General features: G+C 60.7%; 10 protein-coding genes. 8 read left to right on the top strand and 2 right to left on the bottom strand.

Going from position 1 to position 15,851, the window contains the following annotated elements:
* Nucleotides 1-61: 61 nt before the first annotated feature.
* Together rplJ and rplL are read left to right on the top strand one after the other, a co-directional pair.
* Nucleotides 62-655: a 50S ribosomal protein L10 gene (gene rplJ, locus AR689_RS20705; protein WP_062073190.1), complete on the top strand. Its 594-nt coding sequence runs from the start codon at nt 62-64 to the stop codon at nt 653-655.
* Between the two features lie 76 nt (nt 656-731).
* Nucleotides 732-1,109 (top strand): 50S ribosomal protein L7/L12, encoded by a 378-nt coding sequence (gene rplL, locus AR689_RS20700; protein ID WP_011775604.1) that lies wholly within the window; start codon nt 732-734, stop codon nt 1,107-1,109.
* 142 nt (nt 1,110-1,251) lie between these two features.
* Here the strand turns inward: rplL and AR689_RS20695 are convergent, their stop codons facing one another.
* Together AR689_RS20695 and AR689_RS20690 are read right to left on the bottom strand one after the other, a co-directional pair.
* Nucleotides 1,252-1,734, bottom strand: a complete 483-nt coding sequence (locus AR689_RS20695) for an aminoacyl-tRNA deacylase (RefSeq protein ID WP_062073188.1) — start codon at nt 1,732-1,734, stop codon at nt 1,252-1,254.
* Between the two features lie 26 nt (nt 1,735-1,760).
* A complete protein-coding gene (locus tag AR689_RS20690; RefSeq protein ID WP_062073186.1) occupies nt 1,761-2,960 on the bottom strand; it encodes an acetyl-CoA C-acetyltransferase in 1,200 nt (399 codons plus the stop codon).
* Between the two features lie 427 nt (nt 2,961-3,387).
* Between AR689_RS20690 and rpoB the strand changes: the two genes are divergently transcribed.
* From rpoB to tuf, 6 genes are all read left to right on the top strand, one after another.
* Nucleotides 3,388-6,894, top strand: a complete 3,507-nt coding sequence (rpoB, locus tag AR689_RS20685) for a DNA-directed RNA polymerase subunit beta (protein ID WP_062073916.1) — start codon at nt 3,388-3,390, stop codon at nt 6,892-6,894.
* Between the two features lie 103 nt (nt 6,895-6,997).
* The gene (locus AR689_RS20680) at nt 6,998-10,897 is read left to right on the top strand and encodes a DNA-directed RNA polymerase subunit beta' (RefSeq protein WP_062073184.1); all 3,900 of its coding nucleotides are present in this window, start codon (nt 6,998-7,000) and stop codon (nt 10,895-10,897) included.
* A gap of 408 nt (nt 10,898-11,305) precedes the next feature.
* Nucleotides 11,306-11,680, top strand: coding sequence for a 30S ribosomal protein S12 (gene rpsL, locus AR689_RS20675; protein ID WP_009358312.1), 375 nt, complete (start codon nt 11,306-11,308; stop codon nt 11,678-11,680).
* Nucleotide 11,681: 1 nt separating this feature from the next.
* Nucleotides 11,682-12,152 carry a 30S ribosomal protein S7 gene (gene rpsG / locus AR689_RS20670; RefSeq protein WP_003803829.1) on the top strand — a complete coding sequence of 157 codons (471 nt, stop codon included), beginning with the start codon at nt 11,682-11,684 and terminating at the stop codon, nt 12,150-12,152.
* 69 nt (nt 12,153-12,221) lie between these two features.
* On the top strand, nt 12,222-14,336 hold the full coding sequence (gene fusA, locus AR689_RS20665; RefSeq protein WP_062073182.1) for an elongation factor G: 2,115 nt from the start codon (nt 12,222-12,224) through the stop codon (nt 14,334-14,336).
* Nucleotides 14,337-14,567: 231 nt separating this feature from the next.
* Nucleotides 14,568-15,758, top strand: coding sequence for an elongation factor Tu (gene tuf, locus AR689_RS20660; protein ID WP_011775598.1), 1,191 nt, complete (start codon nt 14,568-14,570; stop codon nt 15,756-15,758).
* The last annotated feature ends 93 nt before the right edge of the window (nt 15,759-15,851 follow it).

Here is a 15,851-nt window from a genome sequence, read left to right as displayed (position 1 = left end):
TAGTTTTAGCTCTCGTGAGCGGGGACCCGGAAGACCGGCTTTATTCCCCGGAAGGAGGGTTATGACAACGCCTAGCAAGGTTTCCGCTGTTGCGGAGATCACCAACGATTTCAAGGAATCGAACGCGGCTGTCCTGACCGAATACCGCGGGCTCACTGTTGCACAGCTCAAGGAACTGCGTGTTGCGCTCGGCCAGGACACCAAGTTCTCGGTCGTCAAGAACACCCTGAGTGCCATTGCAGCCAAGGAAGCTGGAGTTGAAGCATTCAACGATCAGCTCGCCGGCCCCACTGCAATCGCCTTCATCAAGGGTGACGCTGTTGCTGCTGCCAAGAGCCTGACGGACTTTGCCAAGGCCAACAAGCAGCTGGTTATCAAGACCGGCGTCTTCGAAGGCAAGGCATTGGACGCAGCAGGAGTTGCCGCACTGGCAGCCCTCGAGTCCCGCGAGCTGCAGCTTGCACGTGTTGCTGGTGTCCTCAAGGCTCCCGCATCCGCTGCTGCACGCATCATCGACGCCCTGCGCCTCAAGCTTGAAGAAGAGGGCGGCGCATCTGCACCGGCCGCTGAAGAAGCTCCGGCCGCTGAAGAGGCTGCTGCTGAAGAGGTTGCGGCTCCGGCCGAAGCCGCTGAAGCTGCAACCGAAGAGAACTAAGTTCTCCCCTCAATCAAACTCTGGTGCATGGACCGGTTTAGCCCGGATCTGCGCCAACTAATGGAAGGACGCCACCATGGCGAAGCTCAGCAACGAAGAGCTCATTGAAGCTTTCAAGGAACTGACCATCATCGAGCTCTCCGAGTTCGTCAAGCTCTTCGAAGAGACCTTCGAAGTTACGGCTGCTGCTGTTGCAGTTGCTGGCCCCGCTGCCGGCGGTGCTGCTGAAGCTGCTGAAGAGAAGACCGAATTCGACGTCGTTCTCGAAGCTGCTGGCGACAAGAAGATCGCAGTGATCAAGGAAGTTCGCGCCATCACCTCCCTCGGCCTCAAGGAAGCCAAGGACCTGGTTGACAGCGCACCGAAGGCTGTTCTCGAAGGCGCCACGAAGGAAGCTGCCGAGAAGGCAAAGGCTCAGCTCGAAGAAGCTGGCGCTACGGTTACCCTCAAGTAACTCGTCTTGCTTGTGGAAGCCCCGCCCGTTCCGTCAGAGGAACCGGGCGGGGCTTCCTGCGTTTAACTCACCAACGTTTCGTGCACCCAAGTAGGTCGCAGTTCAGGTCGTTCTGACAGCTCAGAACGACCTGAACTGCTACTTAGTTGGGTTCGCTGATGTCCGCGACTACCGCGCCGAGGGCTGCGGTGAGTGCATCCGCGTCCACGAACGCGCTCCGACCGTGTGCCCCGGCACCCATGGAAATGCGACGCCCGGTAATGGTGGCATCGGCATACACAGGCCAGGCGGTGGTGCTGCCCAGCGGAGTGATGGTGCCGCGTTCATAACCGGTGGCGGCCAAGGCAACGTCGGCGTGGGGGAGCGAGAGCTTATTGACGCCCACCAACGCACGCAGCTTGGGCCACGAGATCTGGCGATCCCCGGGAATGAGCGCGAATAGGAAGCTGCCGTCGCGGTGCTTGACCACCAATGACTTCACGATGTCTGCCGGGCTGATGCCCAGGATGCCGGCCGCTTCTTCCAGGCTCCGTGCCGCAGGACGCTCGACGACGTCAACGTCCAGTCCGCGCGCGGCGGCGTCAGACAGGAATCGCTCGGCTCCGTCGGTCATAGCTTCAGTCATGCCGACTCCTTTCAGTCGTGTTCCTTCTAGTCGCGGTACAGGAGGAGGGCTTCACCCTGACCTCCGCCTCCGCAAAGGGAGACAGCCGCTTTTCCGGTTCCCCTGCGCTTGAGTTCGTGCGCGGCGTGCAACGCGAGCCGTGCTCCGGACGCCCCAATGGGATGGCCCAACGCGATGGCGCCGCCATGGATGTTGCACTTCTCCAAGGGGTAGTGGAGATCCTTGAGGGACTGTACGGCCACTGAGCCGAAGGCCTCGTTGATTTCGATGAAATCCAAGTCCTCCGCCGTCCAGCCCGCACGTTTCAAGGCCTGCGCAATGGCGTTCGACGGTTGGGAATGAAGCGAGTTGTCAGGTCCGGCAACCTGTCCGGGCTTTCCAACAACAGCGAGGTAGTCCAGCCCGTTGTCCTTGGCGAACCGGCGGCTGGTCAGCACCAGTGCGGAGGCGCCGTCGGACAGGGGAGAGGAGTTGCCGGCCGTGATGGTGCCGTCGGTGGCGAACGCCGCCTTGAGCGGTGCCAGTGTCTCCACCGAGGTGTTGGGCCTGACGCCTTCATCGGTGGTGAGCACCAGGGGGTCACCCTTGCGCTGCTTGACGCGTACCGGAGCGATTTCGACGTCGAAGGTTCCGTCCGCGATGGCGGCAGCGGCGCGCTGGTGGGAAGCCGCGGCAACTTCGTCCTGGGCCTTGCGGTCAATGCCGAGGGTGACGTTCTTCGTTTCGGTGGATAAGCCCATGGACTGTCCGTCGAAGGCGTCGGTGAGGCCATCATGGGCGGCGACATCCAGTGCTTGGATGGCTCCGTACGTCCAGCCTTGGCGGGACCCGGGGAGGAGGTGCGGGGCCCTGGTCATGGATTCCTGTCCGCCGGCAACAACCACCGTGGCGTCACCGCTGCGGATCATGCGGGCGGCATCTATTACTGCGGTGAGCCCGGAGAGACAGACCTTGTTGATGGTAACGGCAGGGATGTTCCAACCAACACCGGCGGCGATGGCGCTTTGCCGGGCCGGATTTTGACCCGTGCCGGCCTGAAGCACCTGGCCCATGATGACGGCGTCCACCTGTTCGGCTTTTAGCCCGCTGGCCGCCAAAGCGGCGGTTATGGCATGAGCGCCAAGGTCGACGGCGGTGAATCCCGCCAATTGTCCGTTGAGCCGACCCTGTGGGGTGCGGGAAGCAGCAAGGATGACAACGTCATTGTCGTCAGCGGAGTTGGTCATGGTCTCTCTTCCGATCCGGGAGTGGTGTAGCAAGGCTATCGCGGAGCGCGGCACGGCCCACCACGTCAACAATTGTGCCGTGGGTCCCATTCCTGGCGGGTCTTCCCCTCTTCTCGGAAGACTTCCATAGGTATTGGTGCCTGCAGCAACCGTGCTTGCAATCACGGACGATCTGGGGTAGACAGGAAGGCTGCTTTGCCGTATTGTAGATATTTGCGTCTTCCCTGTTAACCTTCAGCCTTCATATAGCGGTGGGCTTTACCTCTCAGCTGCGTCCTTGACGTGCCGTTCCTACAACGTGCATTGTCATAAAGCGGTCTGGGTCCGGGTCATATAGCGGAACCGGAACAAGTATTCTGCGGAGCACTCTGCAGAATGCAAACGGGGGAGATCTGAAAACGCCTGAAGGTCTGTGGAAGGATCCCTCTTGGTCGCCTCGAGCACCTCTAATAACGAAACCGCTAACACGGCAAGCACCGATGGTGCCACCCGCCGCCTCTCATTCGCAAAGATTCACGAACCCCTTGATGTTCCGAATCTTCTCGCCCTGCAAACCGACAGCTTTGACTGGCTGGTCGGAAACGAACGCTGGCAGGCGCGGGTAGCGAAGGCTGTCGAGGAGGGCGACCTCAGCGTCGCCACCAGCTCCGGACTTGCCGACATCTTCGAAGAGATCTCCCCTATCGAGGACTTCCAGGGCACCATGTCCCTGAGCTTCTCGGAGCCGGAGTTCGCTGACCCGAAGTACACCATGGCCGAATGCAAAGACCGTGACGCCACTTACTCGGCACCGCTGTATGTCAAGGCCGAGTTCATGAACAACAACACGGGCGAAATCAAGCAGCAGACCGTGTTCATGGGCGACTTTCCCCTCATGACTGAAAAGGGAACGTTCGTCGTCAACGGCACCGAGCGCGTCGTTGTCTCCCAGTTGGTCCGTTCACCGGGCGCCTACTTCGAGCGCACCGCTGACAAGACCAGTGACAAGGACATCTTCACTGCGAAGATCATCCCGTCCCGTGGTGCATGGTTTGAACTCGAAATCGACAAGCGCGATCAGGTCGGCGTTCGCCTCGACCGTAAGCGTAAGCAGTCGGTGACGGTTCTCCTGAAGGCCCTCGGCTGGACCGAAGGCCAGATCCTGGAAGAGTTCGGCCAGTACGACTCCATGCGTGCAACGCTGGAGAAGGACGCCACCGAAACCCGCGAAGACGCGCTTCTGGACATCTACCGCAAGCTGCGTCCGGGCGAGCCGCCCACAGTTGAGGCTGCCCAGTCCCTGCTGGACAACCTGTACTTCAACGCCAAGCGCTACGATCTTGCCAAGGTTGGCCGTTACAAGATCAACCGCAAGCTCGGCATCGACCGCTCCCTTGGTGACAAGGAAGCCTCGGTCCTGCACGTTGAAGACATCGTTGCCATGATCAAGTTCCTCGTTGCGCTTCACGCCGGCGAGAAGACTCTCATGGGCAAGCGCGACGGCGAAGACCACGAGCTCCGCGTTGACGTCGACGACATCGACCACTTCGGCAACCGTCGCATCCGCGCCGTGGGCGAACTGATCGAGAACCAGGTCCGCACCGGTCTTTCCCGCATGGAACGCGTCGTTCGCGAACGCATGACCACGCAGGACGTCGAGGCCATTACGCCGCAGACACTGATCAACATCCGTCCCGTTGTGGCAGCAATCAAGGAGTTCTTCGGAACATCCCAGCTGTCGCAGTTCATGGACCAGAACAACCCGCTCTCGGGTCTGACCCACAAGCGCCGCCTGTCGGCACTTGGCCCGGGTGGTCTGTCCCGTGACCGTGCAGGCATGGAAGTTCGAGACGTTCACCCGTCCCACTACGGACGTATGTGCCCCATCGAAACTCCTGAAGGCCCGAACATTGGTTTGATCGGCTCGCTGGCTTCCTACGGCCGCATCAACCCGTTCGGTTTCATCGAGACGCCGTACCGTCTGGTTGCCGAAGGCGTCGTTTCCGACGAGGTCCAGTACCTCACGGCTGACGACGAAGCAGAGGTCCTGATTGCACAGGCCAACGCTCCGCTGGATGCTGACAAGAAGTTCTCGGAAGAGACCGTCCTGGTCCGTGCCCGTGGTGGTGGAGGCGAGCCCGTTCTGGTTCCCGCTGCAGACGTTCAGTTCATGGACGTTTCCCCGCGCCAGATGGTTTCCGTGGCAACAGCCCTGATTCCGTTCCTTGAGCATGACGACGCCAACCGCGCACTTATGGGTGCCAACATGCAGCGTCAGGCCGTGCCGCTGGTCCGTTCCGAGGCTCCTTTCGTGGGCACCGGCATGGAGCGCGCAGCAGCTGTCGACGCCGGTGACGTTGTCATCGCGAAGAAGGCAGGTGTGGTCACCGAGGTTTCCGCCGAGCTCGTTGTGATGATCAACGACGACGGTACCGAGACCAACTACCGCATCAACAAGTTCGCCCGTTCCAACCAGGGCAACTGCTACAACCACCGCGTGCTGGTCAACGAAGGCCAGCGTCTGGAAGTTGGCGGCATCATCGCCGACGGTCCCGCAACGGACCAGGGTGAGCTTGCCCTCGGTAAGAACCTGCTCGTGGCATTCATGTCATGGGAAGGCCACAACTTCGAGGACGCCATCATCCTGTCCCAGCGCATCGTTGCTGAGGATGTTCTTTCCTCCATCCACATCGAGGAGCACGAAATTGATGCCCGCGACACCAAGCTTGGTGCCGAGGAAATCACGCGTGACATCCCCAACGTGTCCGAGGAAGTCCTTGCAGGCCTGGACGAGCGCGGCATCATCCACATCGGTGCCGAGGTTGAAGCCGGCGACATCCTGGTTGGAAAGGTCACCCCTAAGGGTGAAACCGAACTGACCCCGGAAGAGCGCCTCCTCCGCGCCATCTTCGGTGAGAAGTCCCGCGAAGTCCGCGACACCTCCCTGAAGGTGCCCCACGGCGAGTCCGGTACGGTCATCGGCGTGCGCGTCTTCGACCGCGACAACGACGACGAACTGCCCCCGGGCGTGAACCAGCTGGTCCGCGTCTACGTTGCAGCCAAGCGTAAGATCACCGACGGCGACAAGCTCGCCGGCCGTCACGGCAACAAGGGTGTTATCTCCAAGATCCTTCCGATCGAGGACATGCCCTTCCTTGCAGACGGTACCCCGGTGGACATCGTCCTGAACCCGCTTGGTGTTCCGGGTCGAATGAACGTTGGCCAGGTCCTGGAAACCCACCTCGGTTGGGTTGCCAAGACCGGTTGGAAGATCGAAGGCGAGCCGGAGTGGGTCAAGAACCTGCCCAACCTGCCCCGTGAAACCGGCCAGACCACCGTTGCCACCCCGGTGTTCGATGGCGCCCGCGAAGAAGAGATCACGGGCCTGCTTGACTCCACCAACGTGACCCGCGACGGCGACCGCCTGATCGACTCCTCCGGCAAGACCCGTCTGTTTGACGGCCGCTCCGGCGAGCCGTTCCCGGATCCGATCTCCGTCGGTTACATGTACATCCTGAAGCTCCACCACTTGGTGGACGACAAGATCCACGCGCGCTCCACCGGCCCGTACTCCATGATCACGCAGCAGCCGCTGGGTGGTAAGGCTCAGTTCGGTGGCCAGCGCTTCGGTGAAATGGAAGTGTGGGCGCTCGAAGCTTACGGTGCCGCTTACACCCTTCAGGAACTCCTCACGATCAAGTCGGATGACATCCATGGTCGTGTGAAGGTCTACGAAGCCATCGTCAAGGGCGAGAACATCCCTGAGCCTGGCGTTCCCGAGTCCTTCAAGGTCTTGATCAAGGAAATGCAGTCGTTGTGCCTGAACGTGGAAGTTCTTTCCACCGACGGAACCACGATCGAAATGCGTGACTCTGATGACGCAGTCTTCACGGCTGCGGAAGAACTGGGCATCGATCTGTCTCGTGCAGAGCCCAGTTCCGTAGAAGAGGTCTAGCAGCTGTTCCGGCGGACAGCCTCAACGTCTGTCCGTCGGAACGGCTCCCTCTTCCCGTAACCAAGACTTCAGAATTTAGAGAACAAGAGAGAACAGGGACCATATGTCCAGCGAATCCTCCTTCGGCCTCATGCAGATCGGCCTCGCCACCGCGGAAGACATCCGCGGATGGTCTTACGGTGAGGTCAAGAAGCCGGAAACCATCAACTACCGCACGCTCAAGCCCGAGAAGGACGGCCTCTTCTGCGAGAAGATCTTCGGCCCGTCCCGCGACTGGGAATGCTACTGCGGCAAGTACAAGCGCGTCCGCTTCAAGGGCATCATCTGCGAGCGTTGTGGCGTTGAAGTCACCCGCGCCAAGGTGCGCCGTGAGCGCATGGGCCACATTGAGCTGGCCGCGCCTGTGACCCACATCTGGTACTTCAAGGGCGTTCCTTCGCGCTTGGGCTACCTTTTGGACCTGGCACCGAAGGACCTTGAAAAGGTCATCTACTTCGCTGCCTACATGATCACCAGCGTTGACACGGAAAGCCGTCACGCCGAATTGCCGAACCTCCAGGTTGAGCACGACCTCGAGAAGAAGCAGATGGTTGACAACCGCGACAGCGACATCGCCACGATCGCCCGCGACCTTGAAGACGAGCTTGCCCGTCTTGAAGGCGAAGGCGCCAAGGCTGCCGACAAGAAGAAGGCCCGCGACTCTGCTGACCGCCAGATGGCGAACGTCCGCAAGCGTGCCGACGCCGACATCGAGCGCCTTGAGCAGGTTTGGGACCGCTTCAAGAACCTCAAGGTTGCTGACCTTGAAGGTGACGAAGGCCTGTACCGCGAACTCCGCGACCGTTACGGCCTGTACTTCGAAGGCTCCATGGGTGCCGAAGCGATCAAGAAGCGCCTCGAAACTTTCGACATGCAGGCTGAGGCTGAGTCCCTTCGCGATACCATCCAGAACGGCAAGGGCCAGCGTAAGACGCGTGCCCTGAAGCGCCTGAAGGTTGTCAACGCGTTCCTGACCACCAACAACAGCCCGCTCGGCATGGTTCTCGACGCCGTCCCGGTGATCCCGCCGGAACTGCGCCCGATGGTTCAGTTGGACGGTGGCCGCTTTGCGACCTCCGACCTCAACGACCTCTACCGTCGTGTGATCAACCGCAACAACCGTCTCAAGCGCCTGCTTGACCTGGGTGCTCCGGAGATCATCGTCAACAACGAGAAGCGCATGCTTCAGGAAGCTGTTGACAGCCTCTTCGACAACGGTCGTCGCGGCCGTCCCGTCACGGGTCCGGGCAACCGTCCGCTGAAGTCCCTGAGCGACATGCTCAAGGGCAAGCAGGGTCGTTTCCGTCAGAACCTCCTCGGCAAGCGCGTCGACTACTCCGGCCGTTCGGTCATCGTCGTCGGCCCGCAGTTGAAGCTGCACCAGTGTGGTCTGCCTAAGCAGATGGCCCTGGAGCTCTTCAAGCCGTTCGTGATGAAGCGCCTGGTTGACCTCAACCACGCACAGAACATCAAGTCGGCAAAGCGCATGGTTGAGCGTTACCGTCCGCAGGTTTGGGACGTGCTGGAAGAGATCATCACCGAACACCCGGTGCTGCTCAACCGTGCACCTACCCTGCACCGTCTCGGCATCCAGGCCTTCGAACCCCAGCTTGTGGAAGGCAAGGCAATTCAGCTTCACCCGCTGGTTTGTGGCGCCTTCAACGCTGACTTCGACGGCGACCAGATGGCAGTCCACCTGCCGCTGAGCCCGGAAGCCCAGGCCGAAGCCCGCATCCTGATGCTGTCCTCGAACAACATCCTGAAGCCGTCCGATGGCCGTCCGGTGACCCTGCCTTCGCAGGATATGATCATCGGCCTGTACCACCTGACCACCAAGCGCGTCGGTTCTGCCGGTGAAGGCCGTATCTTCTCCTCGGTTTCGGAAGCAATCATGGCGTACGACGCCCGTGACCTGCACCTGAACTCCCAGGTCAAGATCCGCCTGGACGACTTCGTTCCTTACGCGGGCTGGGAAGCTCCGGAAGGTTGGGAGCCCGGTCAGACTGCTCTCGTTGAAACCTCCCTGGGTCAGGTCATCTTCAACCAGACGCTGCCCGAGGATTACCCGTGGGTTGAGGCTGTTGCCGACAAGGGCGAACTGTCCCGGATCGTCAACGACCTCGCAGAGCGCTACCCGAAGGTTGTTACGGCGGCAACGCTGGATAACTTGAAGGATGCAGGTTTCTACTGGGCCACCCGTTCGGGTGTCACGGTTGCCATCTCCGACATCGAGGTGCCTACGTCCAAGCCCGCCATTCTGGCTGGTTACGAGAACATGGCCGCCAAGATCCAGGGCCAGTACGACAAGGGCCTGATCGACGACGACGAGCGTCGCCAGGAACTGATCGAAATCTGGAACAAGGCAACCAACGAAATCGCCCAGGCGATGCGCGACAGCCTGTCCCCGATGAACACCATCAACCGCATGGTGTCCTCCGGTGCACGTGGTAACTGGATGCAGGTCCGCCAGATCGCGGGTATCCGTGGTCTTGTGGCCAACCCGAAGGGTGAGATCATTCCTCGCCCCATCAAGTCCTCCTACCGCGAGGGCCTGTCGGTGCTGGAATACTTCATCGCCACGCACGGTGCCCGTAAGGGTCTGGCCGATACCGCTCTCCGTACCGCCAACTCGGGTTACTTGACCCGTCGTCTGGTGGACGTTTCGCAGGACGTCATCGTCCGCGAAGAGGACTGTGGTACCGAACGCGGTCTGGTCACCCCGATCGCAGTGCCGGATTCCAATGGTGAGCTCGTCCTGGACGAGAACGTCGAGAACAGCGCCTACGCACGTACGCTGGCTGTCGACGTCGTCGATGCCCAGGGCAACGTCCTGGCTGCCGGCGGCACCGACTGCGGCGACGTCGTTATCGACCAGCTGTTGGCTGCAGGCATCACTGAGGTCAAGGTCCGCTCTGTGCTCACGTGTGAGTCCAAGGTCGGCACCTGTGCACTCTGCTACGGCCGTTCGCTGGCCACTGGCAAGACCGTTGACATCGGCGAGGCCGTGGGCATCATTGCCGCACAGTCCATCGGTGAGCCCGGTACCCAGCTGACCATGCGTACGTTCCACACCGGTGGTGCAGTTTCCGCCGGTGGTGGCGACGACATTACCCAGGGTCTGCCCCGTATCCAGGAGCTCTTCGAAGCACGTACTCCGAAGGGTGTGGCACCGATTGCTGAAGCAGCCGGTCGCATCACCATCGAAGAGTCCGAGCGCCAGATGCGCCTGGTCATCACTCCGGACGATGGTTCCGAAGAGATTGCCTACCCGGTGCTGCGCCGTTCACGTCTCCTCATCGAGGATGGCGATCACGTCAGCGTCGGCCAGAAGCTGATCAACGGTCCGGTGGACCCGAAGCAGGTTCTGCGCATCATGGGCCCCCGTGCCGCACAGAAGTTCCTTGTGGACGAGGTTCAGGGCGTTTACCGCAGCCAGGGTATTGGTATCCACGACAAGCACGTCGAGGTTATCGTCCGCCAGATGCTGCGCCGCGTGACCGTCATCGAATCCGGCGACTCCGACCTGCTCCCCGGTGAGCTTGCAGAGCGCGCCCGCTTCGAGGACGAGAACCGCCGCGTCGTATCCGAGGGCAAGTCCCCGGCTTCGGGTCGTCCGGAACTCATGGGTATCACCAAGGCTTCCTTGGCTACCGAGTCCTGGCTGTCGGCAGCTTCCTTCCAGGAAACCACCCGCGTCCTGACGCAGGCGGCCATGGAAGGCAAGAGCGATCCTCTGCTCGGCCTCAAGGAAAACGTCATCATCGGTAAGCTCATCCCGGCTGGTACGGGTCTGCCCCGCTACACAGAGGTCACTGTGGAGCCGACGGAAGAAGCAAAGGCAAGCCTGTTCACGGGCCCCAGCGCTTTCACCGACTTCTCCTATGACGCCCTGGGTGGCGACGGCGCTCCCGAGTTCCACGCCATCCCGCTGGATGACTACGATCTCGGCAACGACTTCCGCTGACGCGTAAGGTGAAGCTGTAAGGTCCGGCCCCGCACTTTCGAGTGCGGGGCCTGACCCGTTAACACCCTCTTGCGGGACAACCCGGGGAGGGGAGGCCGACGGCGGCAGCCGGCTTCCGCCGTCGGCCTCCATACACCCGATTAAGGCCCTAGATCAAGCCGTGCTAGACTTTTGGTAATTGTTCTGTGTGGCAGTGGATGAAGGCCGCCGCAGCATCATTTTGGTTTTGTTCTCATGGTGCTGGGTGGAGCCTGTTTCCGGGTTGCGGGCAACATGCGCAACGAATGCCGCACTTTTGCACGCCTACCGGAGTTTCGGCCGGCTGCACGAGCAACGCCAAAGTTCCCACGTTTACGCAGGCTGGCGCCTGTGTGTGGGGGCAGAGATCAAACAACGGAGAACACGAAAGTGCCTACGATTAACCAGCTGGTCCGCAAGGGCCGCACGCCGAAGGTCTCCAAGACCAAGGCTCCCGCGCTGAAGGGCAGCCCGATGCGCCGCGGTGTTTGCACCCGCGTTTACACCACCACCCCCAAGAAGCCGAACTCGGCTCTCCGTAAGGTGGCACGTGTGCGCCTCAACGGTGGCGTGGAAGTTACCGCCTACATCCCCGGTGTTGGCCACAACCTCCAGGAGCACTCCATCGTGCTCGTCCGTGGTGGTCGTGTTAAGGACCTTCCGGGTGTCCGCTACAAGATCGTCCGCGGCGCACTTGACACCCAGGGTGTAAAGAACCGCAAGCAGGCTCGCAGCCGTTACGGCGCAAAGATGGAGAAGAAGTAATATGCCTCGCAAGGGTCCGGCCCCGAAGCGGCCGCTAGTTTCCGATCCCGTTTACGGCTCCCCGTTGGTCACGCAGCTGATCAACAAGGTTCTTGTTGACGGCAAGAAGTCCACCGCAGAGCGCATCGTTTACGGCGCACTCGAAGGTGCACGTGCCAAGTCCGGCGGCGACCCCGTTGCCGCTCTCAAGAAGGCCATGGACAACGTCAAGCCTTCACTCGAGGTGCGTTCACGCCGTGTTGGTGGCGCTACCTACCAGGTTCCGGTTGAGGTCAAGCCGGGTCGCTCCACCGCCCTCGCTCTGCGTTGGCTCGTGGGCTACTCCAAGGCCCGCCGGGAGAAGACCATGACCGAGCGCCTCCAGAACGAAATCCTGGATGCCTCCAATGGTCTTGGTGCCGCTGTGAAGCGTCGCGAAGACACCCACAAGATGGCCGAGTCCAACAAGGCCTTCGCACACTACCGCTGGTAAAAACTTTCCGGACGCCGCCGGCTCACTGAGCCGGCGGCGAACGTGTAGTCCATCCGAAAGGGAGACCCCGTGGCACAGGACGTGCTTACCGACCTTAATAAGGTCCGCAACATCGGCATCATGGCCCACATCGATGCCGGCAAGACCACCACTACCGAGCGCATCCTGTTCTACACGGGTGTGAACCACAAGATCGGCGAGACGCACGACGGCGCTTCGACGACTGACTGGATGGAACAGGAAAAGGAACGCGGCATCACCATCACGTCTGCCGCCGTGACTTGCTTCTGGGACAAGAACCAGATCAACATCATTGACACCCCGGGCCACGTTGACTTCACGGTTGAGGTTGAGCGCTCCTTGCGCGTCCTCGACGGTGCCGTTGCAGTGTTCGACGGCAAGGAAGGCGTGGAGCCGCAGTCCGAGACTGTTTGGCGCCAGGCTGACAAGTACAACGTTCCGCGTATCTGCTTCGTCAACAAGATGGACAAGCTGGGTGCTGACTTCTACTTCACCGTAGACACCATCATCTCCCGCCTTGGTGCCAAGCCGTTGGTTATGCAGCTCCCCATCGGCGCTGAGAACGACTTCATCGGTGTTGTTGACCTCCTCGAAATGCGCGCCCTGGTTTGGCCTGGCGACGCAAAGGGTGACGTCACCATGGGCGCTTCCTACGAAGTGCAGGAAATCCCGGCGGACCTCCAGGCCAAGGCCGAAGAGTACCGTGCACAGCTCGTTGAGACTGTGGCCGAGGCTTCCGAAGAGCTCATGGAGAAGTACCTCGAAGGTGAAGAACTCACCCTCGAAGAGATCAAAGCCGGCATCCGCAAGATGACCATCAACTCTGAGCTCTACCCGGTCTTCTGTGGTTCTGCCTTCAAGAACCGCGGTGTCCAGCCGATGCTTGACGCTGTTGTTGACTACCTGCCGAACCCGCTCGACGTCCCGCCGATGATCGGTCACGATCCCCGCGACGAAGAGAAGGAACTCACCCGCAAGCCGTCTGCAGACGAGCCGTTCTCGGCCCTCGCCTTCAAGATTGCTGCGCACCCGTTCTTCGGTCAGCTGACCTTCGTCCGCGTGTACTCCGGTCACGTTGAGGCAGGCGCCCAGGTGGTCAACTCCACCAAGGGCAAGAAGGAACGCATCGGCAAGCTGTTCCAGATGCACGCCAACAAGGAAATGCCTGTCGAGGGCGCTACCGCCGGCCACATCTACGCAGCCATCGGTCTGAAGGACACCACCACGGGCGACACCCTGTGTGATGCCAACAACCAGATCGTCCTCGAGTCCATGAGCTTCCCGGAGCCCGTGATCTCTGTTGCGATCGAGCCCAACACCAAGGGTGACCAGGAGAAGCTCTCCACGGCCATCCAGAAGCTCTCCGCTGAGGACCCGACCTTCCAGGTCTCCCTCAACGAAGACACGGGCCAGACCATCATCGCCGGCATGGGCGAGCTCCACCTGGACATCCTGGTGGACCGCATGCGCCGCGAATTCAAGGTCGAGGCAAACGTTGGCAAGCCGCAGGTTGCTTACCGCGAAACCATCAAGCGCGCCGTCGAGCGCCTTGACTACACGCACAAGAAGCAGACCGGTGGTTCGGGTCAGTTCGCAAAGATCCAGATTGCGATCGAGCCCATGGACACCGCTTCCGGCGAGCTGTACGCGTTCGAAAACAAGGTCACTGGTGGCCGTGTTCCGCGCGAATACATCCCGTCCGTTGACGCTGGTATCCAGGATGCACTGAACGACGGCGTCCTGGCCGGTTACCCGGTTGTCGGCATCAAGGCCACGCTGATCGATGGCGCGTCCCACGATGTTGACTCCTCGGAAATGGCGTTCAAGATCGCCGGACGTATGGCTTTCAAGGAAGCTGCACGCAAGGCGAGCCCTGTTCTGCTTGAACCGCTGATGGATGTTGAGGTCCGCACACCTGAGGAATACATGGGTGATGTTATCGGTGACCTGAACGCCCGTCGTGGCCAGATGCAGTCCATGGAAGACGCAGCAGGTGTGAAGGTTATCCGTGCACACGTTCCGCTGTCCGGCATGTTCGGCTACATCGGTGACCTCCGGTCCAAGACCCAGGGTCGCGCTGTGTACTCCATGACGTTCAACAGCTACGCGGAGGTCCCCAAGGCAGTAGCCGACGAGATCATCCAGAAAACCCGCGGCGAGTAATCTCCCGGTAACGGATGCAATTCCGGTATCGGGAAGGCATCTGAGCGCTTGAGGCGGGGCTGCGGCGAGAGCTGCAGCCCGGCCCCTGCGCAAACAGGCTCGAGGAACTACCATTGGTTCCTGAATCTGCAATTTCACCAAAACCAAGCCCCCAAGTAGACTTGCTAAAGTTTCTGCCGCGAAAAGCGCGGCCGAGGAGCACTTCACTTGAAATCGTTCTAGGAGGAACCTGTGGCAAAGGCAAAGTTCGAGCGGACTAAGCCGCACGTCAACATCGGCACCATTGGTCACGTTGACCACGGTAAGACGACGCTGACTGCCGCCATTTCCAAGGTGCTGTACGACCAGTACCCGGATCTCAACGAGCAGCGCGACTTCGCGTCGATCGACTCTGCTCCGGAAGAGCGCCAGCGCGGTATTACCATCAACATCTCCCACGTGGAGTACCAGACCGAGAAGCGCCACTACGCACACGTAGACGCCCCGGGTCACGCTGACTACATCAAGAACATGATCACCGGTGCTGCCCAGATGGACGGCGCAATCCTCGTGGTTGCCGCAACCGATGGTCCGATGGCTCAGACCCGTGAGCACGTTCTGCTCGCCCGCCAGGTTGGTGTTCCCTACCTGCTGGTCGCACTGAACAAGTCCGACATGGTTGATGACGAAGAACTCCTCGACCTCGTCGAAATGGAAGTTCGTGAGCTCCTGAGCTCGCAGGGCTTCGATGGCGATGAGGCTCCGGTTGTTCGCGTTTCCGGTCTCAAGGCTCTGGAAGGCGACCCGGTTTGGGTCAAGTCCGTCCAGGACCTGATGGCAGCAGTCGACGAGTCCGTTCCGGACCCCGTACGTGACCGCGACAAGCCGTTCCTGATGCCGATCGAAGACGTCTTCACGATCACCGGTCGTGGCACCGTTGTTACGGGCCGCGCCGAGCGTGGAACCCTCGCCATCAACTCCGAGGTCGAGATCGTTGGCATCCGCCCGATCCAGAAGACCACGGTCACCGGTATCGAGATGTTCCACAAGCAGCTCGACGAAGCATGGGCCGGCGAGAACTGTGGCCTCCTGCTCCGCGGTCTGAAGCGCGACGATGTCGAGCGTGGCCAGGTTGTCGTCAAGCCGGGTTCCATCACCCCGCACACCGACTTCGAGGCTAACGTCTACATCCTTTCCAAGGACGAAGGCGGACGTCACAACCCGTTCTACTCCAACTACCGCCCGCAGTTCTACTTCCGTACCACGGACGTAACCGGCGTTATCACCCTGCCGGAAGGCACGGAAATGGTTATGCCTGGCGACAACACTGAGATGACCGTTGCGCTCATCCAGCCGATCGCTATGGAAGAGGGCCTCGGCTTCGCTATCCGCGAAGGCGGCCGCACCGTTGGTTCGGGACGTGTGACCAGCATCATCAAGTAGTCTCTACTTGTAGATCGGTGACACTCCGGCCCAGCCGGTAGTTAGCTATAAAGAACCCCACCGCTACGGCGGTGGGGTTCTTTTTGCTACGAT

Origin of the sequence: Arthrobacter sp. EpRS71, assembly GCF_001512285.1 — a bacterium.
Lineage (GTDB): Bacteria > Actinomycetota > Actinomycetes > Actinomycetales > Micrococcaceae > Arthrobacter.
This window is presented reverse-complemented; position numbering and strand designations above follow the sequence as displayed.